The organism is Pseudomonas sp. 5P_5.1_Bac1, assembly GCF_025466015.1.
In the GTDB taxonomy this organism is placed as follows: domain Bacteria; phylum Pseudomonadota; class Gammaproteobacteria; order Pseudomonadales; family Pseudomonadaceae; genus Aquipseudomonas.
Genome location: NZ_JANLNX010000055.1, coordinates 35,382 through 56,670 on the forward strand (window position 1 = coordinate 35,382; position 21,289 = coordinate 56,670).

20 protein-coding genes are annotated in these 21,289 nt (G+C 62.6%); 12 read left to right on the forward strand and 8 right to left on the reverse strand.

Annotated features, from left to right (window positions below; genetic code table 11):
- The first annotated feature begins 53 nt into the window (after positions 1-53).
- The 3 genes from NTD82_RS11390 to NTD82_RS11400 are packed head-to-tail and all read left to right on the forward strand — an operon-like array spanning position 54 to position 2,997.
- Positions 54-1,196 (forward strand): ABC transporter ATP-binding protein, encoded by a 1,143-nt coding sequence (locus tag NTD82_RS11390; protein WP_095156411.1) that lies wholly within the window; start codon positions 54-56, stop codon positions 1,194-1,196.
- Positions 1,193-2,113, forward strand: a complete 921-nt coding sequence (locus tag NTD82_RS11395; protein ID WP_095156410.1) for an ABC transporter permease subunit — start codon at positions 1,193-1,195, stop codon at positions 2,111-2,113. The genes NTD82_RS11390 and NTD82_RS11395 overlap by 4 nt, the downstream gene beginning before the upstream one ends.
- Positions 2,110-2,997 carry an ABC transporter permease subunit gene (locus tag NTD82_RS11400; protein WP_095156409.1) on the forward strand — a complete coding sequence of 296 codons (888 nt, stop codon included), beginning with the start codon at positions 2,110-2,112 and terminating at the stop codon, positions 2,995-2,997. The genes NTD82_RS11395 and NTD82_RS11400 overlap by 4 nt, the downstream gene beginning before the upstream one ends.
- A gap of 102 nt (positions 2,998-3,099) precedes the next feature.
- Here NTD82_RS11400 and NTD82_RS11405 read toward each other — a convergent pair whose 3' ends face one another.
- Positions 3,100-5,481 carry a penicillin acylase family protein gene (locus NTD82_RS11405; protein WP_262128814.1) on the reverse strand — a complete coding sequence of 794 codons (2,382 nt, stop codon included), beginning with the start codon at positions 5,479-5,481 and terminating at the stop codon, positions 3,100-3,102.
- Between the two features lie 108 nt (positions 5,482-5,589).
- Between NTD82_RS11405 and NTD82_RS11410 the strand changes: the two genes are divergently transcribed.
- Complete coding sequence (locus tag NTD82_RS11410) at positions 5,590-6,138, forward strand: sugar O-acetyltransferase (protein ID WP_262128815.1); 549 nt, start codon at positions 5,590-5,592, stop codon at positions 6,136-6,138.
- Positions 6,139-6,180: 42 nt separating this feature from the next.
- Here the strand turns inward: NTD82_RS11410 and NTD82_RS11415 are convergent, their stop codons facing one another.
- The 3 genes from NTD82_RS11415 to NTD82_RS11425 all read right to left on the reverse strand — a co-directional run bounded on the left by NTD82_RS11415 (position 6,181) and on the right by NTD82_RS11425 (position 9,314).
- Positions 6,181-6,456 carry a bacteriocin immunity protein gene (locus tag NTD82_RS11415; RefSeq protein WP_262128816.1) on the reverse strand — a complete coding sequence of 92 codons (276 nt, stop codon included), beginning with the start codon at positions 6,454-6,456 and terminating at the stop codon, positions 6,181-6,183.
- Positions 6,456-8,654 (reverse strand): S-type pyocin domain-containing protein, encoded by a 2,199-nt coding sequence (locus NTD82_RS11420; protein ID WP_262128817.1) that lies wholly within the window; start codon positions 8,652-8,654, stop codon positions 6,456-6,458. Before NTD82_RS11420 ends, NTD82_RS11415 begins: the two co-directional genes overlap by 1 nt.
- A 99-nt stretch (positions 8,655-8,753) precedes the next feature.
- Positions 8,754-9,314, reverse strand: a complete 561-nt coding sequence (locus NTD82_RS11425) for a DUF6436 domain-containing protein (RefSeq protein ID WP_262128818.1) — start codon at positions 9,312-9,314, stop codon at positions 8,754-8,756.
- A 100-nt stretch (positions 9,315-9,414) separates the two neighbouring features.
- Between NTD82_RS11425 and NTD82_RS11430 the strand changes: the two genes are divergently transcribed.
- Positions 9,415-10,353, forward strand: coding sequence for an alpha/beta hydrolase (locus NTD82_RS11430; RefSeq protein ID WP_262128819.1), 939 nt, complete (start codon positions 9,415-9,417; stop codon positions 10,351-10,353).
- Here NTD82_RS11430 and NTD82_RS11435 read toward each other — a convergent pair whose 3' ends face one another.
- The gene (locus NTD82_RS11435) at positions 10,354-11,103 is read right to left on the reverse strand and encodes a hypothetical protein (protein WP_262128820.1); all 750 of its coding nucleotides are present in this window, start codon (positions 11,101-11,103) and stop codon (positions 10,354-10,356) included.
- A gap of 114 nt (positions 11,104-11,217) precedes the next feature.
- On the opposite strand from NTD82_RS11435, the gene NTD82_RS11440 reads away from it, so the two are divergent.
- Positions 11,218-11,850, forward strand: a complete 633-nt coding sequence (locus NTD82_RS11440; protein ID WP_262128821.1) for a 2OG-Fe(II) oxygenase — start codon at positions 11,218-11,220, stop codon at positions 11,848-11,850.
- Positions 11,837-12,331 carry a DUF523 domain-containing protein gene (locus NTD82_RS11445; protein ID WP_262128822.1) on the forward strand — a complete coding sequence of 165 codons (495 nt, stop codon included), beginning with the start codon at positions 11,837-11,839 and terminating at the stop codon, positions 12,329-12,331. Before NTD82_RS11440 ends, NTD82_RS11445 begins: the two co-directional genes overlap by 14 nt.
- A 30-nt stretch (positions 12,332-12,361) precedes the next feature.
- On the opposite strand, the gene NTD82_RS11450 is transcribed toward NTD82_RS11445, so the two are convergent.
- Together NTD82_RS11450 and serA are read right to left on the reverse strand one after the other, a co-directional pair.
- Positions 12,362-13,138, reverse strand: a complete 777-nt coding sequence (locus NTD82_RS11450; protein ID WP_095156399.1) for a transporter substrate-binding domain-containing protein — start codon at positions 13,136-13,138, stop codon at positions 12,362-12,364.
- A gap of 208 nt (positions 13,139-13,346) precedes the next feature.
- A complete protein-coding gene (gene serA / locus NTD82_RS11455; RefSeq protein ID WP_095156398.1) occupies positions 13,347-14,576 on the reverse strand; it encodes a phosphoglycerate dehydrogenase in 1,230 nt (409 codons plus the stop codon).
- A gap of 171 nt (positions 14,577-14,747) precedes the next feature.
- On the opposite strand from serA, the gene NTD82_RS11460 reads away from it, so the two are divergent.
- The 4 genes from NTD82_RS11460 (at position 14,748) to NTD82_RS11475 (ending at position 18,934) form a co-directional block, all read left to right on the forward strand.
- A complete protein-coding gene (locus NTD82_RS11460) occupies positions 14,748-16,145 on the forward strand; it encodes an FAD-binding oxidoreductase (RefSeq protein ID WP_262128823.1) in 1,398 nt (465 codons plus the stop codon).
- 40 nt (positions 16,146-16,185) lie between these two features.
- A complete protein-coding gene (locus tag NTD82_RS11465) occupies positions 16,186-16,851 on the forward strand; it encodes a fumarylacetoacetate hydrolase family protein (RefSeq protein WP_262128824.1) in 666 nt (221 codons plus the stop codon).
- Between the two features lie 147 nt (positions 16,852-16,998).
- Entirely contained in the window at positions 16,999-17,931 is a 933-nt protein-coding gene (locus tag NTD82_RS11470) for an SdiA-regulated domain-containing protein (RefSeq protein ID WP_262128825.1), read from the forward strand.
- Between the two features lie 91 nt (positions 17,932-18,022).
- Positions 18,023-18,934 (forward strand): SdiA-regulated domain-containing protein, encoded by a 912-nt coding sequence (locus NTD82_RS11475; RefSeq protein ID WP_262128826.1) that lies wholly within the window; start codon positions 18,023-18,025, stop codon positions 18,932-18,934.
- A gap of 33 nt (positions 18,935-18,967) precedes the next feature.
- On the opposite strand, the gene rpiA is transcribed toward NTD82_RS11475, so the two are convergent.
- Positions 18,968-19,639: a ribose-5-phosphate isomerase RpiA gene (gene rpiA, locus NTD82_RS11480; RefSeq protein ID WP_095156393.1), complete on the reverse strand. Its 672-nt coding sequence runs from the start codon at positions 19,637-19,639 to the stop codon at positions 18,968-18,970.
- Positions 19,640-19,771: 132 nt separating this feature from the next.
- On the opposite strand from rpiA, the gene ilvA reads away from it, so the two are divergent.
- Positions 19,772-21,286, forward strand: coding sequence for a threonine ammonia-lyase, biosynthetic (gene ilvA, locus NTD82_RS11485; protein ID WP_095156392.1), 1,515 nt, complete (start codon positions 19,772-19,774; stop codon positions 21,284-21,286).
- Positions 21,287-21,289 lie beyond the last annotated feature (3 nt).

The following is a 21,289-nucleotide window of genomic DNA, read 5'->3' on the forward strand; positions in this document are numbered from 1 at the left end:
CGTACCCGTCACGGCAGGGGCGGGTACAGAACATTCTGTTGGGAGTTTCACACATGGCAGTTGCCTCCGGCGCCTACAAAAAAGCCCTCGAGGGCGATCAGCAACCTAAACAGGTGCTGGTCAAGATCGACCGGGTCACAAAGAAGTTCGACGAAACCATCGCGGTGGACGATGTCTCGCTCGAAATTAAAAAGGGTGAGATCTTCGCGTTGCTCGGCGGCTCCGGTTCGGGTAAATCCACCCTGCTGCGCATGCTGGCCGGTTTCGAGCGTCCGACCGAGGGGCGTATTTTCCTCGATGGCGTCGACATTACCGACATGCCGCCGTACGAGCGGCCCATCAACATGATGTTCCAGTCCTACGCGCTGTTCCCGCACATGACCGTGGCGCAGAACATCGCCTTCGGCCTGCAGCAGGACAAGATGCCCAAGGCCGAGATCGAAGCCCGCGTGGCCGAGATGCTCAAGCTGGTGCACATGACCCAGTACGCCAAGCGCAAGCCGCACCAGCTCTCCGGCGGCCAGCGTCAGCGCGTCGCCCTGGCCCGTTCGCTGGCCAAGAGCCCCAAGCTGCTGCTGCTCGATGAGCCGATGGGTGCACTGGACAAGAAACTGCGTTCGCAGATGCAGCTCGAACTGGTGGAAATCATCGAGCGGGTCGGCGTGACCTGCGTGATGGTGACCCACGACCAGGAAGAGGCCATGACCATGGCCCAGCGCATCGCCATCATGCACCTGGGCTGGATTGCCCAGATCGGCAGCCCGATCGACGTCTACGAGACCCCGACCAGCCGCCTGGTCTGCGAGTTCATCGGCAACGTCAACCTGTTCGACGGTGAAGTGGTCGACGACGCCGAAGGCCACGCGCGCATCGCCAGCCCCGAGCTCGAGCGCCACATCTACGTCGGCCATGGCATCACCACCTCGGTGGAAGACAAGCGCATCACCTACGCCCTGCGCCCGGAAAAACTCCTGGTAACGACCCAGCAGCCTACCTGCGAGTACAACTGGTCGCGCGGCAAGGTCCACGACATCGCCTACCTGGGCGGCCACTCGGTGTTCTACGTCGAGCTGCCGAGCGGCAAGATCGTCCAGTCCTTCGTCGCCAACGCTGAACGTCAGGGCTCGCGCCCAACCTGGGGCGATGAAGTGTACGTGTGGTGGGAAGACGACAGCGGCGTGGTACTGCGGTCATGAACATGCGCAAGCTCAAGCGAGCCCTCAATCGCATAACACCCGAGGGGCGCCACCTGGTCATCGGCGCCCCGTTCCTGTGGCTGTTCCTGTTCTTCATGCTGCCGTTCTTCATCGTTCTGAAGATCAGCTTCGCTGAAGCGGATGTGGCGATCCCGCCGTATACCGAGATCTACAGCTACGTCGAAGACAAGATCCAGGTGGTCCTCAACCTGGCCAACTATGGCCTGCTGACCCAGGACGAGCTGTACATCTCGGCCTACCTGGGCTCGTTGAAAATGGCCTTCTTCAGCACGCTGCTATGCCTGCTGATCGGCTACCCGATGGCCTACGCCATTGCCAATGCGCGCAAGGACATCCAGACCGTCCTGCTGCTGCTGATCATGATGCCGACCTGGACTGCGATCCTGATCCGCGTCTACGCCTGGATGGGCATCCTCAGCAACAACGGCCTGCTCAACGCCTTCCTGATGTGGCTGGGGTTGATCGACGAACCGCTGCAGATCCTCAATACCAACCTCGCGGTGTACATCGGCGTGGTCTATTCGTATCTGCCGTTCATGATCCTGCCGCTGTTCGCCAACCTGGTGAAACACGACCAGAGCCTGCTGGAAGCCGCGTCCGACCTGGGTTCGAGCACCTTCAACAGCTTCTGGAAGATCACCGTGCCGCTGTCGAAAAACGGCATCATCGCCGGCTGCATGCTGGTGTTCATTCCGGTGGTGGGCGAGTTCGTCATCCCCGAGCTGCTCGGCGGCCCGGAAACCCTGATGATCGGTAAGGTGCTCTGGCAAGAGTTCTTCAACAACCGCGACTGGCCGGTGGCGTCCGCCCTGGCGGTGGTCATGCTGGCGATCCTGATCGTGCCAATCCTCCTGTTCAACCGCAGTCAGGCCAAAGAGATGGAGGGCAGGGCATGAAGCGTTTCGGATTCTCCAAGCTGATGCTGGTGCTCGGCCTGCTGTTCATCTACCTGCCGATGCTGATCCTGGTGATCTACTCGTTCAACGCCTCCAAGCTGGTGACGGTCTGGGGCGGCTGGTCGGTGAAGTGGTACGTCGGCCTGCTCGACAACACCCAGCTCATGGGCTCGGTGATGCGCTCGCTGGAAATCGCCTGCTACACCGCGGTTGCCGCAGTGGCGCTCGGCACCCTGGCCGCCTTCGTGCTGACCCGCGTGACCCGCTTCAAGGGCCGCACGCTGTTCGGCGGCCTGGTCACCGCGCCGCTGGTCATGCCTGAAGTGATCACCGGTCTGTCGCTGTTGCTGCTGTTCGTGGCCATGGCACAGATGATTGGCTGGCCGCAGGAGCGTGGCATCGTCACCATCTGGATCGCCCACACCACCTTCTGTGCCGCGTATGTCGCGGTGGTGGTCTCGGCCCGCTTGCGCGAGCTGGACCTGTCCATCGAAGAAGCGGCCATGGACCTGGGTGCACGGCCGTGGAAGGTGTTCTTCCTGATCACCATCCCGATGATCGCGCCGTCGCTGGCGGCGGGCGGCATGATGTCCTTCGCCCTGTCGCTGGATGACCTGGTACTGGCGAGCTTCGTGTCCGGTCCTGGTTCCACCACCTTGCCGATGGAAGTGTTCTCGGCGGTGCGTCTGGGCGTGAAGCCCGAAATCAACGCCGTGGCCAGCCTGATCCTGCTGGTGGTGTCGTTTGCCACCTTCCTGATCTGGTACTTCAGCCGCCGTGCCGAAGAGCGCCGCAAGCGCGCGATTCAGCAGGCGATCGAAGAGAGCGCTGCGGATTCGTGGAAACAGCCGGATGTGCGTCGCCCGGCGGCGGCTCAGGCTTGATCTGCTGAACGTCATCGCGACGGTTCGGCGCCCCGACAAGCTCGCTCCTACAGGTAACGCAATCCTGTAGGAGCGAGCTCGCTCGCGATGCGGCCCCTCGATCTATCTCCCCGGCACCAACCGCAACGTCCCCTCCGTCTCCCCCGCCAGCCCCAACCAGGCCCGCTGGTATTTCCCCTCGATATACGCCTTCGCCTGATCCGCATAATGCCGGTCGAACAGCACCCCACTCTGCCCAACCGGATTGATGCTCAGCGCCGTCCCCGCATCGGCGAAATCGATCAGCCGCCGCGTCGACGGGCCATAAGTCACCGGCCATGGCGCCGGGCCGATCTTCGCCGACAGGTTGTTCGGCACCTCATGCGTCCCCGGCGCGGCGAACGGTCCGACGTTGAACAAACGGTCCAGCGGCTTCTGCATGCCCAGCGGATGGCCGTGGGTCAGGGTGTGCGCCTTGCCCCACTGCCAGCTCGCCGGGTCTGTGCCGAGGGTGTCGCGCAGGTGCGCCAGGGTCTTGTCCCAGGCGCGCTTGACCACCGCCGCACGACTACCGCGCTCGCTGCTGCCCTGGCTGTCCCACCACGGCGAATCGGCGTCGGCGGCGAGGCGCGGCAGGGCGGCATCGATCACCCGGGTCGACAGCAGCGTCTGGAACCAGCTATCGCCCAGCTCGTCGTGCATCGCCGCATACGCCAGCTCATAGAGAAACTGGTTGAACAGCGTGGCGTTGACCGAATCCAGCGGATAGTCGCCGCGCCAGCCGGCCAGTTGTTCCACCAGTTCGCGTCCTTGCTCGTCCTGCACCACCTGGCGCAACACCCCGAGCAGTGGCCCCAGGGTGCGCGGGCCGTAATCGGTGCTGGTCCCCAGTTGCAGCGCCTGACTGTTTTGCAGGTCCCATTTGATCTGCGTGTCGGCCAGTTGCCGGTCGAGCTGCTGACCACGATCCGCGAGGTTGTAGTAACCGGGAACGACCATGCCGCTGGGTGATAGCGGCTGGAAGTTGGCGGAGACGATATAACCGCTGGCCGGGTTCTCCGAATGCGGGTTGGCGCTGAACGGGTAGAAACCGGATTTGTCGGCCTGGGCGGTGCTGCCGTCGAGGATAAAGGCCGGGTTCACGCCGTCCGGGCGCACCGGCAGCGCTGCTGCGGCCCACCAGCCGATATCGCCCTTGGCATTGGCCCAGATGAAGTTCAGGCCCGGCGCCTGGACTTTCTGCACGGCGCTGCGCATGGCGTCCAGGGTGCTGGCGCGGTTGATCGCGTAGAAACCGTCGAGAATCGGGTTCTCGGTTTCCAGAAAGGCCCACCACATGGCGATCGGCGTCGGGCCCGCGTCCTGGCCGATCACTTTGTTGACGATTGGGCCGTGGGGCGAGCGCAGCAGGGTGATGGTCTTGTCCGCCTCGCCTTTGACCTTGATGGTCTGTTCGGTACGGGTCAGTGCCTGCCACTGGCCACCGACCATGACCTGATCAGGGTTGTCCGGGTTGACCCGCTCGGCGATCAGGTCGATGTCGTCGTTCTGGAACATGGTCAGGCTCCAGCCGAATTCGCGGTTGTGCCCGAGGGAAGCAAAGGGGTTGAGCGCCTGGTAGTAGCCGTACAGGTGAAAGCCCGGCGCCGACAGTTCGGCCTCGTACCACACCGCCGGGACCGAGAAGCGAATATGCGGGTCGCCCGCCAGCAACGGCTTGCCGCTCTGGGTGCGACGGCCGCTCACGGCCCAGGCATTGCTGCCCTCGAACTGCGGCAGGCCGGCTTCGCCAAGAGCTTGCTGGCTGACCAGCGCCAGTTGGCTCAGGCTGTTCCAGTCGGCATCGGCCAGTGCCGGCGCCTTTTGCAGTACGCCGTCCGGGTGCCAGTCGAGGTCGAAGACCTTCAGGTAGTCGGTGCCGAGGTGGTCGCGGATGAAGGTCAGCAACGGCTCGGTGCGAAACGCCGCGGCGAAGCTGTAGGCCATGAAACCGGCGATGCTCACTGTGTCCTGGGCCGTGAAGGGGCGCGGCGTGATGCCCAGCGCATCGAACTCCATGGGTTTTGGATGCGTGGCTTGCCACGCATTTACGCCGTCGAGGTAGGCCTGCAGCGCTTTCCAGGCTGGGGAATGCTTGTCCTGTCGATCCACGTAGACCTGCGCCTGCTCGGCAATGCGCAGGCTGCGGAACAGGGTGTCGGTGTCCACCAGCTTTGGCCCCAGCACCTCGGCCAGTTCGCCCCGAGCCAGGCGCCGGGTGATTTCCATCTGGAACAGCCGGTCCTGGGCATGGACATAGCCGAGGGCGCGGTACAGGTCGTTTTCGTTCTGGGCCTGGATATGCGGAACGCCGCGCTCGTCGTAGCGCACGCTCACTGGCGCCTGAAGATTCGCCAGGACCAATTCGCCGTTGCGCAGCGGCTGTTTGCCCTGCACATACCAATAGCCACCACTCGCGGCCACGGCGACGATGGCGACGGCGAGAAGGGAGAGACTGCGTTTCATCGAAGCTCCTTGCAACGGGTCCGGAGGATCTTTCTTCCAGTGAGTCGGTCATCTTTCGGACAGAGGATAGACTTTTGCAACCTAACCCATCAGCCAGGAGTTGCGGCAATGGATCTCAGCGAAAAACAGAAAATGCTCACAGGCCAGCTCTATCGGGCCTCCTGCCCGGAGTTACAGGCCGAGCAGATCGCCAACAAACACTGGATGCAGGGCTACAACAACTCCGCCGACCTGCTCAACGAACAGCGCCATGAACTGCTGGCCGCGCACTTCGCCAGGGTCGGCGCGGAAGCGGTGATCCGCCCACCGTTCTATTGCGACTACGGCTACAACATCGACCTGGGCGCGCGGGTCTTCATGAACTTCAACTGCGTAATTCTCGACGTTTGCCCGGTCAGCATCGGCGACGACTGCCAGATCGGCCCGGCGGTGCAGATCTACACCGCCGACCACCCCCGCGACCCGGAACTGCGCCGCAGCGGCCTGGAAAGCGGCAAGCCGGTGAAGATCGGCCGCAACGTATGGATCGGCGGCGGGGCAATCATCCTGCCGGGGGTGACCGTTGGTGATAACGCCGTCATTGGCGCCGGCAGCGTGGTGACCCGCGATGTGCCGGCGGGCGCGACGGTGGTGGGGAATCCGGCGCGGGTGCGCTAAACGGGAGACGCCGCTATCGCGGGGTGCGATAGCGGCGTTGGGTCAGGCGGGTTTGAAGCCGGGTTTGTTGTTGGCGGTGCGCCATTCCTTTATGCGTTTGACGACGCCTTCGGGGCTGTCGTCCTCGCCAGTAAGTGGGAAGCAGATGAGGTTGAAGCCGTTGGGGTGCTCTGAGATAGATACCAGATGGAGCAGAATTCTGTCTTTCCAGGCACCGTACGCTTCGCCTTGCAGAGGGGAATCATTCCGGAACAGTAAGCTCACGCAGGCCAGAAATTCGGATTCTGTGTAGTTTTCAATATTTGGCTTCAGGTCCATTAGTTTTTCCCCTTGTGAGCATCCTGATGTGCCCTTGGTGTCATGATGGCAAGGTTGTCCAAGTCATAAACTGCACCGCCTTTGGCAATCGGATGAATATGGTGCAGTTCGAACGTCAGGTGTTTTCCAACTTGGCCTGAACTTGCATAGGGTGCTTTACCTTTGCGCATGTTATCGAGGCTGATTTCAGGAAAGTTCTTGCTCAACTCTGGATCGGCAGCCGCTGCTTTCCAGATTGCCTCACGCATCTTCCCCCATCTGCTGAACTGCTTCCCCTGTAACTGAGCCGCAATCTGCGCCGGAATCGGTGCTCCCTCTGGACTGGTCATTGCATCTCGCCAGCCAGGAATCGTCCTCCCGTTTCCAGCGCCGACCCCCGCATAATCCCGCGGGTCCTTGAACATGAGATAAACAGGCTCAAGCCCCGAGTCCGCCGGGAAGGTGATGATGTAGTCGTCGAAATGGATGTCATCCCCTGCAGGAAAAGGCAGGAGCTGGGGCTGGTTCTTGAGCCCGATCTGGCCGGGATAGAGCGACGCCGGGCGTTGCCCCGCCGGCAGGCTGGTGGAGCTGTCCGTAGGAGGCGTTCCAGGTGTCCACAGAATCGTGATCGGACCGGGGCCGTCGGTAATGAAGGTGTAGGCACCCTTTTCGGCATCCCAGGTCGCGGCTCGCACCGGTACGTCGGCGGACGCCTGATCGTTGCCGGTGGGGATAATGCGGATTGTGGAGTCGTCACCGACCAGTCCGGAAATCAGCCGCATCGGTAGTGCAAAGTGCTCGCCGATGCTTTCCAGCAACTGCTGGGTATCGAAATCCAGCTTCATGCTGGTGAGCGGTACGCTGAGCCCGTGACGCCCGCCTTCCTCCAGCTTCATGGAGAACACCACCAGCGCCGCGAAATAGAGGCCCACGCGAGGCAATCCGCCGACACGGCTGCCGACAGAAAGCAGCGCCTTGCCCATCGCTGGACGTACCGACTCGAACACCGCCATTGAAGAGGCTTTCGGCGTCATGACCTGGGGCAGGCCCATGCTGGCGACGGTCAAGCTATAGGTGGCCGGGCGTTGGGGAGTCTCGATGCCGTCAAGCGCCGCCAGGCGCACCAGTTCGCTGCGGGCATCGGCGAGGGCGCGTTCTATTTGCTCCTCGTAGTTGGCCATTCGCTGCAGCTCTGCGGGCCAGCTTTCCTGATGCGCATCAAGGGTGTGCACCACCGTCTGCAGCAGGGCCTCCCGATCTACGCGGTTCTGTTCTGAGGCCGACTCCGTATTGCCCGATGTGAGGCGGTTGTGCAGGAAGCCGCGTTCTACATCGAGCTTTTGAGCCTGGATATTGGCCTCGGCGCGGGACGCGTACGCTGCGTTTCTGGCCATGAGCAGCGCGGTGATTTCTTCGGCGAGGTCTCTGGCATGAAGGGCGGCGGTTTCCTGGGTGACGTTGTCTTGCTGATGGCGCGAGAAGTGTTCAAGGCGCTCCTCCATCTCGCGCAGGTCGACATGGTGCTGAAACCTCGCCTCGTCCAGCCTGACTTGCGCCAGTTCGACCGCCTGCGCCTGTTCGGTGAGACGTTGGTCGGCGCTTTGGTGAAGACGGGTCTGCGCCTTGACCCGTTCCACCGCGAGCTTGTTGGCCCGGGCGGTCAGCACATCGATGGATCTGGTCAGCAGGCGTGCTTCAAACGCGGCTTTGTAGGAGACGAGCCAGGTTTGTTTCGGATCAGGGACGCCGCCTTCGCGCGTGGCAATGCGAAGAAAATCGACGGTGGTTTTGTTGACGGGATCTTCGCCGTAGAACGCCCGGGCGCTTTCCCAGATCGGGGGCAGTGCTGCGCGCTTTTCCTCCAGCAAGCTGTTGATGGCGGCGGTTTTATGGTCGTACGACTGAAACGGGCCACTGGTGCTCGGCGGTGCGGTGCGTGCCTTCAACTCCTCAGTCAGGCGGGTGTTTAGCTGCTTTTCATTGTCGGCGTGTTGTTGCTCGACGCTTCGTTTGTCGTCCTGGAACTCCTTGGCCAGTTCGATAACCAACTTGCCAGGTTCAAGGACGGTCGTGACGTAGTCGGCGGGGTTGAAGCGTTGGGGTGCGAAATGGCGGGGAAAAACGTGGTAGCGGGGGATGAGGTTGTGTTCCAGCCGCCACGGAATTCGGGTGCTGTGAACGGTTTGTGCGGGCAAAACGATAGTTTGTCTCGACATACAGGCGCTCCTTTGCGTGTATGTGCGAAACCTACGGAGCGTTGCCCTCCTGCAAGATGTAGATAGTTATCGACGTGATGCCGGGTATTTCAGCCCTGTTCACTCATTCCACGGGCAATAACACCCCACCGCCATGGTCTGGGTCACCTTCACCGGCCGGCCTTGGGTCAGCGCCTGCAGGATCGGTTCGATAAAGCTGTTGTTGGCATTGCAGGTCGCGCCTTCGCTGTAGGGGCCGAAGTAGGCGAGGTCGCCGTTCTGGTCCCAGATCGCTACGGCGGGACTGGCCGGCAGGTGGTCGGCGCCGGGCAGGCTGGCGATCGGCTGGAGGGCGGCAAGGGTGGTGGGCAACTGGCCGCGGCTGTCGGGCTTTTGCAGGACGTGGAAGGACACGCCCTGCGGCGCGTAGTGTTCGATCAGTTCGGCCAGGTGCTGCTGGTTGCCAACGTTGCACGGGCAGGCCGGGTCCCAGAAGTGCACCAGGCGGATCGGGCCGGGGCCGGCCAGTTCGGCGGGCAGGCGCAGGTGGTCGCCGGCGAACAGCGCGGTCTGGTTGTCGAAGGGGCGCAGATAGCGACTCTGGAAGCTGTCGTACGCCCACCACAGGCCGGCGGCGCAGAGCAGCAGGGTCAGGGCGGCGAGCAAATTTTTCCCAGACATCGAACACACCGGCAATCATGGAGGGCGGCTAGCTTGCCATGCCCCCGCCGACAGATGAATATCGCAGATCAATCCTTTGCACTCTCAACGGAAGCCGTCCATGTCCGCCTCGTTCCAAGCCGATTCCCTGCGTGCCAGCCTGCAACCGCTGGCGGCCCGTCAGCCGCTGTCGAGCGCGGGGCAGGCGTATCAGCGTTTCTACGGCCTGGACCTGCCCGGGCACGAGGGCGTGCAGAGCTGGCTGGGGCGCTTCGACTGCGCAGGGTTCGAGGTGGTGAGCCAGGTCTGGCTGCCCGTCGAGCCGGTGGCGACGCTGGTGTTGCTGCACGGTTTCTACGATCACATGGGGCTGTACCGGCATGTCATCGACTGGGCGCTGGAGCAGCGCTTCGCGGTGATTTCCTGCGACCTGCCGGGGCACGGGCTGTCCAGCGGAGAGCGGGCCAGCATCGATGATTTCGCGGTGTACCAGCAGGTGCTCGACCGGTTGTTCGAACAGGCCGGCGAGTTGAATCTGCCGCAGCCCTGGCACCTGTGCGGACAGAGCACGGGCGGTGCCATTGTCGTCGATCACCTGCTGCATCGCGGGGCGGACAGCCCGGCGCAGGGCCAGGTGATCCTGCTCGCGCCTTTGGTGCGGCCGCGTGCGTGGCTGTGGTCGAGGCTCAGCTACTGGATGCTGCGTCCTTTCGTGAACGGCATCGAACGGCGCTTCAGCGAAAACACCCATGACCCGACCTTCCTGCCGTTTCTCCAGGCCGACCCGCTGCAGCCGCGGCGACTGCCCACCGCCTGGGTTGGCGCGCTGCTGGCGTGGGTCAAGCGTATCGAAGCGGCGCCGGGCAGTTCGCGTCGGCTACTGATCGTGCAGGGCGAGGGCGATATGACGGTGGACTGGCGTTACAACCTGGAAGTGCTCAAGCGCAAGTTCGATGCGCCGCAGATCCTGTTGTTGCCGCAGGCGCGGCATCATCTGGCCAATGAGCTGCCGGAGATCCGGCAGCGCTATTTCGACTTCATCGGCCAGCGGCTGGGCTGATTACTTGAGGTCAGACGTGCTCTGGCCCACGGCCAGGCCGGCACGAATGGCGGACAGGGCGGCCTTGTAATAGGCCTGGCCCTCGTTGGACTCGGCGAAGGTGGCGAACTCTTCCAATTCGGCGTCGGACAGGTCGCGATAGACATACAGCAGGGTGTTGTTGAGGTCTTCGCCGATCTGTTCCATCAAGCGCTGGCGCTGGCCATCGAGCAGGCCCTGGGCCTGGCCGCCGCCAAACAGGCCGGGAATCATCTGGCTGAGGCTGTCGGCGGCGACGCCGGCGATCGCCAGGCTGACTTCGGCACCGGCCTCGCGGGCGGGCAGCGCCTGGGCCAGGTGGCCGATGATCAGCAGGCGAGTATCACTGGCCTCGACTTTCGGCAGGCCCTTGGCGTTCTTCGCCAACTGGTCGCGGCGGGTGGCCATCAGCTCGGCGGCCACGACCTTGCGGCCCAGCGGCGACTGGAAGAAGGTCAGCGCGGGTGCGGGATCTTTCAGATGGGCGCGCAGCTGGGCTTCGGCGCGACGATCGACGGCCTTGGCTTCGAAGCGCTGGTTGCTGTTGTCGACCAGCGCCTGGAATACCGCGGGCGGCAGGCTTTTCTGATAGCGCTGCTGGGCGGCGGCGATGGCATCGGAGAAGTGGGCGCGCTGTTCAGGCCAGCCGGCAACTTTGTAGAGCTGATCGAGGGTGTCTGCCCAGACAGGCGTGGTGCAGATCATCAACAGCAGAAAAAACAAACGGCGCATTCAGGACTCCTGTCGGCAGGCCGCTATTGTCCGTGGCCTTGCGGGGCTTTGTCGAGACGCCTGTGCAGCCATGCGACCAAGTGGCCCTGTCGAATTTTCCGGCAGCCCGATACTATGCGCGCCATGTACACATCCTCCGAACACCCGCAATTGCTCAGCATCGTCGATGACCTGGCCGGCCAGGGCTGGTCGCGGCAGGAGATTTTCCTGCCCGAGGCCCTGACCCGCGCATTGGCGGTCGAGTGCCGCCAGCGTGCGGCCGAAGGCGAGCTGGCGCCGGCGGGGGTGGGGCGCGGTCAGGGTCAGGACGTTCGCGAAGGCATTCGCGGCGACCATATCCTCTGGCTCGAGCCCGGGCAGTCTCAGGCGTGCGACCAGTATCTGGCACTGATGGACAGCCTGCGTGAAGCGCTCAACCGCGACTTCTACCTCGGTCTGGAAGACTTCGAGTGCCATTTCGCGATGTACCCGCCGGGCACCTTCTACCGCAAGCACCTCGACCGCTTCCGCGATGACGACCGCCGTACCGTCTCGGCGATCATCTACCTCAATGAACAGTGGTTGCCGGAAGACGGCGGCCAGTTGCGCATGTTCCTCAAGGACGGCTCGGAGCGGGACGCGTTGCCGGTGGGCGGCAGCCTGATCGTGTTCATGTCCGCCGATCTGCCCCATGAAGTGCTCCCGGCCAGCCGCGAGCGCCTGTCCGTCACTGGTTGGTTCCGCCGTCGTGGCAATGATCCGTTCTGAATTGCCGAAGGTGCTGGTGAGCGCCTGCCTGCTCGGCCAGCCGGTGCGCTACGACGGCCGCGCCAGTGGTCATCCCGATGTGTTGCAAGCCTGGCAGCGCGAAGGTCGCGTGGTGCCGCTGTGCCCGGAAGTGGCCGGCGGGTTGCCAACGCCGCGTCCGCCCGCGGAAATTCCCGGTGGGCAGGGCGGGGCGGTGCTGGACGGGGAGGCGCAGGTGGTGACCATTGTCGGCGAGGATGTCAGCGCGGCGTTTCTGGCGGGGGCGCGGCTGGCGCTGGAGCTGGTACGGCGTCACGGGATTCGGGTGGCGGTGCTCAAGTCCGGGAGCCCGTCGTGTGGTAACCGGCTGGTCTATGACGGGACGTTCAGCGGCAGCAAGATTAGTGGCGAAGGCGTGACCAGTGCCTTGCTGCGGCGTGAAGGGGTGCTGGTGTTCAGTGAGCTGGAGCTGGATGAGGCGGCCAGGGCGCTAGGCCGGTAGGCCTCATCGCTGGCAAGCCAGCGATGAGAGCTACTGCTTTGGCGCCTCGCTCGCATCCACACCGAACCACTTCTTCGACAGCTCGCTCAACCGCCCATCGGCCTTGATCCGTTGCAGGGCGTTGTCCACCGCGCTCTGGAACGCCGGGTTGCCTTTCTGGAACGGAATCGCCAGGTTCACCACCGGGCCAAGGGTGGCGCCTTCGGTCACCGGCAATTTGCTTTCGCGGATCGCATACGGCACCAGCAGGCGGTCGCTGACGACGGCGTCGATCTGGTCGTCGGCCACTTCCTTGATCGGCTGGATAGCGTCCTTGTAGCTGCGCAGATCAACGCCTTCGACGTCTCGCGCCTGCTCGGCGAAGCTGCTGCCCTGGACCACGCCGAGGCTGTGACCCTTGAAGGCCTCAAGGCTGCGCAGCGGGCGCTTTTCTTCCTGGCGCACGATCAATTGGGCGCGGGTGTAGCTGTAGGGCGTGCTGAAGTCCAGGCGCTCTTTCAATTCGGGGGTTGTAGCAATCTGATTCAAGGCGATGTCGTATTTGCCGCTTTCCACGCCGCTGAGCAGGTCGGCGGGTTCAACCACCACGAAGTCGGCATGGACATCCAGTTCCTTGGCCAGTGCCTCGCCAAGTTCCACTTCAAAACCGCTCAACTGGCCGGCGGTATCGCGGAAGTTGAAGGGTGGCGTATTGGCTTCGATGGCAATACGCAGTTCGTTGCGGTCGCTGATGTCATCCATCAATTCCGCATGTGCCCATGGGCTGAGCAGGCTGGCGGCAAATAGTGCCCCGGTAATGAAACGCATCTGAGCCCCTTTTTTATGATTGGCAATTCACACAGTGTTGCCGCGACGTTCTGGAATTGCCACGGTCAAGTTGCCGCTTGTGACCGCATCGAGTGCGGAATGTTTGATTGCACGGCAAATATTTCTGCCGTTTTTCGGCAACTTTCGCAACGCGCGGGCAAACAAAAGGGAGGCCACCAGGGCCTCCCTTTTTCACAGCATGAAGCGCTTAGAACAGCACGCGGGACCGGATGGTGCCCTTGACCTGTTGCAGCTTCTCTTGCGCCAGATCCGAGTACTCGGCGTCGACGTCGATAACCACGTAACCCACTTTCTCGTTGGTCTGCAGGAACTGACCGGAGATGTTGATGCCGTTTTCAGCAAAGACTTTGTTGATCTCGCTGAGCACGCCCGGGATGTTTTCGTGGATGTGCAGCAGGCGGTGCTTGCCAGGGTGAGCCGGCAGGGCAACTTCAGGGAAGTTGACCGACGAAACGGACGTACCGTTGTCGCTGTACTTGACCAGTTTCTCGGCAACTTCCAGGCCGATGTTGGCCTGGGCTTCGGCGGTGGAACCACCGATGTGCGGCGTCAGGATCACGTTGTCCAGGCCGCGCAGCGGGCTTTCGAACTCTTCGTCGTTGGAACGCGGCTCGACCGGGAACACGTCGATGGCGGCGCCGATCAGGTGCTTGTCCTTGATCGCTGCGGCCAGGTGATCCAGTTCGACCACGGTACCGCGGGCGGCGTTGATCAGGATCGAGCCCTTCTTCATCGCGCGGATTTCTTTCTCGCCGATCATCCACTGGGTGGACGGCAGCTCAGGCACGTGCAGCGAGACGATGTCGGCCAGGCCCAGCAGTTCGTTCAGGCTGGTGACCTGGGTCGCGTTGCCCAGCGGCAGCTTGGTCAGCGGGTCGAAGAAGAACACCTGCATGCCCAGGCTCTCGGCCAGGACCGACAGTTGAGTACCGATCGAGCCGTAGCCGACGATGCCCAGCTTCTTGCCGCGGATCTCGAAGGAGTTGGCCGCGCTCTTGATCCAGCCACCGCGGTGACAGGAAGCGTTCTTCTCGGGGATGCCGCGCAGCAGCAGGATGGCCTCGGCCAGCACCAGCTCGGCAACGGAGCGGGTGTTGGAGTACGGGGCGTTGAACACGGCGATCGCGCGATCGCGAGCGGCGCTCAGGTCAACCTGGTTGGTACCGATGCAGAAACAACCAACAGCAACCAGTTTCTTGGCGCAGTCGAAGATCTCTTCGGTCAGTTGAGTGCGGGAGCGGATGCCAATGAAGTGGGCATCGGCGATCTTTTCCTTCAGCTCGGCTTCCGGCAGGGAACCGGTGAGGTACTCGATATTCGTGTACCCGGCGGCCTTCAGGACGTCCACGGCGTTCTGGTGGACGCCTTCAAGAAGAAGGAACTTGATCTTGCTCTTATCGAGAGAAGTCTTGCTCATCTGCGTAAACCTGTGTCCCGGAGAAAAATGGCAGGGAAGTGAAGCTCTCGCGAATCGGCCATCAGCACGATTGGCGGGGGGCGTATGCTAGCATATCGACCCCTCGCTACGCCCATCCCTGCTGCGTGAAGTGTGCTCAGGGTGACTATGAATAGTTCGAGAGTTCTATCGATGACCGATCCTGTTCTGATTGACGAGCTGATGACCCTGGTCGAGCCCGGCAAGGTACTCACTGACGCCGCTTCCCTCGACGCCTATGGCAAGGACTGGACCAAGCACTTCCCGCCAGCACCTAGCGCCATTGTCTTCCCGAAAAACATCGAGCAGGTGCAGGCCATCGTCCGTTGGGCCAACACCCACAAGGTCGCGCTGGTGCCGTCGGGCGGGCGCACCGGGCTGTCTGCTGGCGCGGTAGCGGCCAACGGCGAGGTCGTGGTGTCGTTCGACTACATGAACCGCATCCTCGATTTCAACGAATTCGACCGCACGGTCGTCTGCCAGCCCGGCGTGATCACCGAGCAGTTGCAGAACTTCGCCGAGGACAAGGGCCTGTATTACCCGGTGGACTTCGCTTCCGCCGGCTCCAGTCAGATTGGCGGCAACATCGGCACCAATGCCGGCGGGATCAAGGTCATTCGCTACGGCATGACCCGCAACTGGGTCGCCGGCCTGAAAGTGGTCACCGGCAAGGGCGATCTGCTTGAACTGAACAAAGACCTGATCAAGAACGCCACCGGTTACGACCTGCGCCAGTTGTTCATCGGCGCCGAGGGCACCCTGGGCTTCGTGGTCGAGGCCACCATGCGCCTGGATCGCGCGCCGAAGAACCTTACGGCGATGGTGCTCGGCACACCGGACTTCGACTCGATCATGCCGGTCCTGCATGCCTTCCAGGGCAAGCTGGATCTGACGGCATTCGAGTTTTTCTCCGACAGGGGCCTGGCCAAGATCCTCGATCGTGGCGATGTGCCGGCGCCGTTCGAGACGCCGTGCCCGTTCTATGCCCTGCTGGAGTTCGAAGCCACCACCGAGGAGGTGGCCAACGACGCGCTGGTGCTGTTCGAGCATTGCGTCGAACAGGGTTGGGTGATCGACGGGGTCATGAGCCAGAGCGAGCAGCAGTTGCGCAACCTGTGGAAACTGCGCGAATACCTCTCCGAAACCATCTCGCACTGGACACCGTACAAAAACGACATCTCGGTAACGGTGTCGAAAGTGCCGGCATTCTTGCGGGATATCGACGTCATCGTCAGCGAAAGCTACCCGGACTTCATCGTCGTCTGGTACGGCCATATCGGCGATGGCAACCTGCACCTGAACATTCTCAAGCCGGATGACATGAGCAAGGACGAGTTCTTTGCCACCTGCGCCATCGTCAACAAGCAGGTGTTCGAAACCGTCGAGAAGTACAACGGTTCGATTTCCGCCGAGCACGGCGTGGGCATGACCAAGCGCGATTACCTCGGCTACAGCCGGTCGCCGGCCGAAATTGAATACATGAAGGCAGTCAAGGCGGTGTTCGATCCCAACGGAATCATGAATCCGGGCAAGATCTTCGCTGTCGAGTGATAACACGTCACAGATCCAACCAGCGCTCCAGGAGTCGGCAATGAGCTATCAGCACCAATACGTAGACGGAACCCGCATCCATTTCCCCTTGGGCAAAGTGGTATGCATCGGGCGCAATTACGCCGAACACGCCAAAGAGCTGGATAACCCGATCCCCACCGAGCCCCTGCTGTTCATCAAGCCGGGCAGTTGCGTGGTGTCGCTCGAGGGCGGCTTCAAGATCCCGGTCGAGCGCGGCTCGGTGCATTACGAAGCGGAAATCGCGGTGCTGTTGGGCAAGTCGCTGTCGCCCCAGCCTTCCGAAGAGGAAGTGCTGGACGCCATTTCCGGCTTCGCCCCGGCACTGGACCTGACCCTGCGTGACCTGCAGGCGCAGTTGAAAGAAAAAGGCCTGCCGTGGGAACGCGCCAAGTGCTTCGATGGCGCCTGCGTCCTGCCGCCGTTCGTCGCCGGCAGCAGTTTCGAAGACCTTGCGGACATCGGCATTCGCCTGACCATCAACGGTGAAGTCCGTCAGGATGGCAACAGCGCGCTGATGCTCAACCCCATCGTGCCGATGATCCAGCACATGGCCTCGCAATTCTCGTTGCAGGCTGGCGATGTGATCCTGACGGGTACGCCTGCGGGCGTCGGCCCGTTCAATCCGGGCGATGAGCTGGTGCTGGAGCTGCCAGGCGTCAGTCGTTTCGAAAGCCGCGTCCTGTAAGTGCGCAAGGGCAGCCGATGAGGCTGCCCTTTTGCTTTGTCAAACCACTTCGTCGGCTTTTGGCATTTTTTTCACAAAACATCCGGATAATTCCTTCGCGCTCCCACCGCTCCGTCTCTCAGGCTGGAAAACAACAGGAATTCTCCGATGGCCACCCCTCTTCCTACAGGCGGTTCTTTATCGTCCGTGCATAAGCGTCCGATCGCCCTGCGCCGTTCCACTTGGCTGCTATTCGCGGCCGTGATCGGTTATGGCGTGGCCATCGCCATGCATTGGGATGATCGGGGATTCCTCTGGGTTCAGGAGCGTTTCCAGACGCAGGTGGAGCAGAAAGCCAGCATCTGGCTGCCGGACTATCACGTCGATATCGATGCCAAGGTGTTGCCAGGCATGGAGAAGGACGAGGCCTCCGACCTTTCCTATGACCCGGTTCGCAAGACGCTGTTTTCGGTGACGGGCAAGAACCCGTTCCTGATTGAGTTGAACCTCGATGGCGACGTACTGCGCAAGATCCCGCTGGTCGGCTGGGCCAACCCTGAGGGCGTGGCGGTCATGGCGGACGGTCGTCTGGCCATTACCGACGAACGGCTGCACAACCTGACATTCGTGACCCTTGATGACGCGGCCCGCGAGTTGAATATCAAGGACTTCCCGCAATACGACCTTGGCACTTCGGAAAACCAGAACAAAGGTTTTGAGGGTATCGCCTGGGACCCGGCCCAGCAGCGTCTGGTGTTGGGCGAGGAGCGCCCGCCGCGTCTGTTCGTCTGGCGTACTGACGGTCGCTCGCCGCTGACCGGCACCAAGCAGGAACTGCCCAACGACGATCTCGACCTGCGCAACCTGTCGGCCGTGGGTATCGATCCGCGCACCGGCCATATGCTGCTCCTGTCGGCAGACTCCAACATGCTGCTGGAACTGAACGAGCAGGGTGAACAGGTCAGCTTCATGACGCTACTCGGCGGCTTCAATGGTCTGAAAAATCGTGTCCCGCGTGCCGAAGGCGTGGCGATGGATGAGCAGGGCACGCTGTATATGGTCAGCGAGCCGAATCTGTTCTATCGCTTCAAAAAGGACTGACCGGCGGATTTTTCCGATAGTGGCATTAAGCTTCGATTCAGCTGGCTATGGTTAGATTCTCGCCGTTCCGTTTCCCGCCGAGTCCTGTCGAATGCGCCGCTTTCTACGTCTGCCCCTGATTGCCCTTTCCGTTGGCCTGCTGGTCGCGTTGTTGTTGGGGGTGGCGGGCCAGCAATACCGCCTGTTCGAGCGCGGCTGGTTCAACCTCAAGACCTGGTGGCAGCCCGCCGAGCAGAGCATCGGCCTCGACCGTTACCAGGTGGTGATCGAAGCGCGGCCGATCGAAGGGCTGGATGAAGACATCTCCGCGCTGACCTTCGATCCGGACCGCAACAGCCTGTTCACCGTCACCAACAAGAATCCCGAACTCATCGAGTTGTCGCTGGAAGGCCGGATTCTGCGCCGGGTGCCGCTGACCGGCTTCGGCGACCCGGAGGCGGTGGAGTATGTCGGGCGCGACAGCTATGTGATCACCGACGAGCGCGAGCAGCGGCTGATCCGCGTGCGCCTGACCGCTGACACCCCGTTCCTCGACGCCAAGGACGCCGAGCAACTGACCCTGGGCATCGGCCTCAACGGCAACAAGGGCTTCGAGGGCCTGGCGTACGATCAGAAGGGCAAGCGCCTGTTCGTCGCCAAGGAACGCGACCCGATGCTGATCTACGAAGTCCACGGTTTCCCCCACGACAACCCCGAACAGCCCTACGCCGTGCATGTGGTGCAAGACCGCAAGCGTGATTCGAAGCTGTTCGTGCGGGATCTGTCGAGCTTGCAGTTCGATGAGCGCAGCGGTCATTTGCTGGCGCTGTCGGATGAGTCGCAACTGGTGCTGGAACTGGATGTGACGGGCAAGCCGCTGGCGAGTCTGTCGCTGCGCAAGGGCTTCCAGGGCCTGAGCCAGAGCGTGCCGCAGGCGGAGGGGATTGCGATGGACGACGCGGGGACGTTGTACCTGGTGAGCGAGCCGAACCTGTTCTATGTGTTCAGGAAGGCGGCGGATTGACCGGGGCCTGCACGGCAGGCCCCGATTTGCTCGTCAGGCCTTGAGGGACTTGACCCCTTCGGCAGTGCCCAGCAACAGCAGGTCCGCCGGACGCGCCGCGAACAGGCCGTTGGTGACCACGCCGACGATGGCGTTGATCTGCGCTTCCAGCTCCACCGGGTTGGTGATCTGCAGGTTGTGCACGTCGATGATGATGTTGCCGTTGTCGGTCACCACGCCGTCGCGGTACACCGGATCACCGCCCAGCTTCACCAACTGGCGCGCTACGTGGCTGCGGGCCATGGGGATGACTTCGACCGGCAGCGGGAAGTTGCCCAGCACCGGCACCAGCTTGCTGCCGTCGGCGATGCAGATGAAGGTCCGGGCGACCGCGGCGACGATCTTCTCGCGGGTCAGGGCAGCGCCGCCGCCCTTGATCAGGTTCAGGTGCTCGTCGCTCTCGTCGGCGCCGTCGACGTAGAACTCCAGTTCGCTCACGGTGTTCAGTTCGTAGACCGGGATACCGTGGCCCTTCAGGCGCGCGGCGGTGGCTTCGGAGCTGGCGACGGCGCCGTCGAAGGCGGTCTTGTGCTTGGCCAAGGCGTCGATGAAGCAGTTGGCGGTCGAACCGGTGCCGACGCCGACGATGCTCTTGTCATCGAGCTTGGGCAGAATGAAATCGACAGCGGCCTGGGCGACAGCCTGTTTGAGTTGGTCCTGGGTCATGCGGGCTCCGAAGCGGGGAGTATCGTGAGGGCGCGTAGTATAGCGGCTAAAACCCCGGACTTGCTGTGGTCGCCCGACAGGGCGCTGGGGTAGACTCCGATCCCCCGTCCAGCCGCCCGTGATGCTTTCCCGATGCTCGAACAGTACGTCAAGAAGATCCTCACCTCGCGCGTTTATGACGTCGCCGTGGAAACCCCTCTGCAAGCCGCCGGGCAGCTCAGCAAGCGCCTGGGCAACAACGTGCTACTCAAACGCGAAGACCTGCAGCCGGTGTTCTCCTTCAAGATTCGCGGCGCTTACAACAAGCTGGCGCAACTGACCCAGGAAGAGCGGGCACGCGGCGTGGTCACCGCCTCGGCCGGCAACCATGCCCAAGGCCTGGCGCTGGCGGCGCGGGAAATGGGGGTCAAGGCGACCATCGTGATGCCGCGCACCACCCCGGAAATCAAGGTCGAGGGCGTGCGTTCGCGTGGTGGCAAGGTCGTGCTGCACGGCGATTCCTTCCCCGAGGCGCTGGCCTACTCGCTGAAACTGGTCGAGGAAAAGGGCTTCGTTTATGTCCATCCCTATGACGACCCGCACACCATCGCAGGCCAAGGCACCGTGGCCATGGAGATCCTGCGCCAGCACCCGGGTCGCCTCGATGCGATCTTCGTGCCGGTGGGCGGCGGTGGCCTGATTGCCGGGATCGCTGCGTACGTCAAATACCTGCGCCCCGAAATCAAGATCATCGGCGTCGAGCCAGACGACTCCAATTGCCTGCAAGCCGCCATGGCCGCGGGCGAGCGCGTGGTGTTGCCTCAGGTCGGACTGTTCGCCGACGGCGTCGCGGTGGCGCAGATCGGTCAGCACACCTTCGACATCTGCAAGGACTACGTCGATGAAGTGATCACCGTCAGCACCGACGAAATCTGTGCGGCGATCAAGGACATCTACGACGACACCCGCTCGATCACCGAGCCTGCCGGAGCCCTGGGCGTTGCCGGGATCAAGAAATATGTGGAGCAGCGCGGCGTGTCGGGGCAGACCCTGGTCGCCATCGAGTCCGGCGCCAACGTCAACTTCGACCGCCTGCGCCACGTGGCCGAGCGCGCCGAATTGGGTGAAGGCCGTGAAGCCATTATCGCCGTGACCATCCCCGAGCAGCCGGGCAGCTTCAAAGCGTTCTGCGAGGCCATCGGCAAGCGTCAGATCACCGAATTCAACTACCGCTACCACACCGGCAGCGAAGCGCACATCTTCGTCGGCGTGCAGACCCACCCGGACACCGATCCGCGCAGCGCGCTGATCCAGCACCTGACCGAGCAGGGTTTCCCGGTACTGGACATGACCGACAACGAACTGGCCAAGCTGCACATCCGCCATATGGTCGGCGGCCATGCGGCCCGCGTCAGTGACGAGTTGGTGCTGCGTTTCGAGTTTCCCGAGCGGCCGGGCGCGCTGTTCAACTTCCTCAACAAGCTGGGCGGGCGCTGGAACATCTCCATGTTCCACTACCGCAACCACGGCGCGGCGGACGGCCGTGTGGTGGCTGGCCTGCAAGTGCCCGAGGACGAACGTCATCTGGTGCCCGCGGCGCTGGCGAAAATCGGCTATCCGTATTGGGACGAGACTGAAAACCCGGCCTACCGGCTGTTCCTCGGCTGAGCG

Excerpts from the sequence above, each read along its gene's own strand:
- NTD82_RS11390 (WP_095156411.1), top strand. The coding sequence starts at position 54 with ATGGCAGTTGCCTCCGGCGCCTACAAAAAAGCCCTCGAGGGCGATCAG.
- NTD82_RS11395 (WP_095156410.1), top strand. The coding sequence starts at position 1,193 with ATGAACATGCGCAAGCTCAAGCGAGCCCTCAATCGCATAACACCCGAG.
- NTD82_RS11400 (WP_095156409.1), top strand. The coding sequence starts at position 2,110 with ATGAAGCGTTTCGGATTCTCCAAGCTGATGCTGGTGCTCGGCCTGCTG.
- NTD82_RS11405 (WP_262128814.1), bottom strand. The coding sequence starts at position 5,481 with ATGAAACGCAGTCTCTCCCTTCTCGCCGTCGCCATCGTCGCCGTGGCC.
- NTD82_RS11410 (WP_262128815.1), top strand. The coding sequence starts at position 5,590 with ATGGATCTCAGCGAAAAACAGAAAATGCTCACAGGCCAGCTCTATCGG.
- NTD82_RS11415 (WP_262128816.1), bottom strand. The coding sequence starts at position 6,456 with ATGGACCTGAAGCCAAATATTGAAAACTACACAGAATCCGAATTTCTG.
- NTD82_RS11420 (WP_262128817.1), bottom strand. The coding sequence starts at position 8,654 with ATGTCGAGACAAACTATCGTTTTGCCCGCACAAACCGTTCACAGCACC.
- NTD82_RS11425 (WP_262128818.1), bottom strand. The coding sequence starts at position 9,314 with ATGTCTGGGAAAAATTTGCTCGCCGCCCTGACCCTGCTGCTCTGCGCC.
- NTD82_RS11430 (WP_262128819.1), top strand. The coding sequence starts at position 9,415 with ATGTCCGCCTCGTTCCAAGCCGATTCCCTGCGTGCCAGCCTGCAACCG.
- NTD82_RS11435 (WP_262128820.1), bottom strand. The coding sequence starts at position 11,103 with ATGCGCCGTTTGTTTTTTCTGCTGTTGATGATCTGCACCACGCCTGTC.
- NTD82_RS11440 (WP_262128821.1), top strand. The coding sequence starts at position 11,218 with ATGCGCGCCATGTACACATCCTCCGAACACCCGCAATTGCTCAGCATC.
- NTD82_RS11445 (WP_262128822.1), top strand. The coding sequence starts at position 11,837 with ATGATCCGTTCTGAATTGCCGAAGGTGCTGGTGAGCGCCTGCCTGCTC.
- NTD82_RS11450 (WP_095156399.1), bottom strand. The coding sequence starts at position 13,138 with ATGCGTTTCATTACCGGGGCACTATTTGCCGCCAGCCTGCTCAGCCCA.
- serA (WP_095156398.1), bottom strand. The coding sequence starts at position 14,576 with ATGAGCAAGACTTCTCTCGATAAGAGCAAGATCAAGTTCCTTCTTCTT.
- NTD82_RS11460 (WP_262128823.1), top strand. The coding sequence starts at position 14,748 with ATGACCGATCCTGTTCTGATTGACGAGCTGATGACCCTGGTCGAGCCC.
- NTD82_RS11465 (WP_262128824.1), top strand. The coding sequence starts at position 16,186 with ATGAGCTATCAGCACCAATACGTAGACGGAACCCGCATCCATTTCCCC.
- NTD82_RS11470 (WP_262128825.1), top strand. The coding sequence starts at position 16,999 with ATGGCCACCCCTCTTCCTACAGGCGGTTCTTTATCGTCCGTGCATAAG.
- NTD82_RS11475 (WP_262128826.1), top strand. The coding sequence starts at position 18,023 with ATGCGCCGCTTTCTACGTCTGCCCCTGATTGCCCTTTCCGTTGGCCTG.
- rpiA (WP_095156393.1), bottom strand. The coding sequence starts at position 19,639 with ATGACCCAGGACCAACTCAAACAGGCTGTCGCCCAGGCCGCTGTCGAT.
- ilvA (WP_095156392.1), top strand. The coding sequence starts at position 19,772 with ATGCTCGAACAGTACGTCAAGAAGATCCTCACCTCGCGCGTTTATGAC.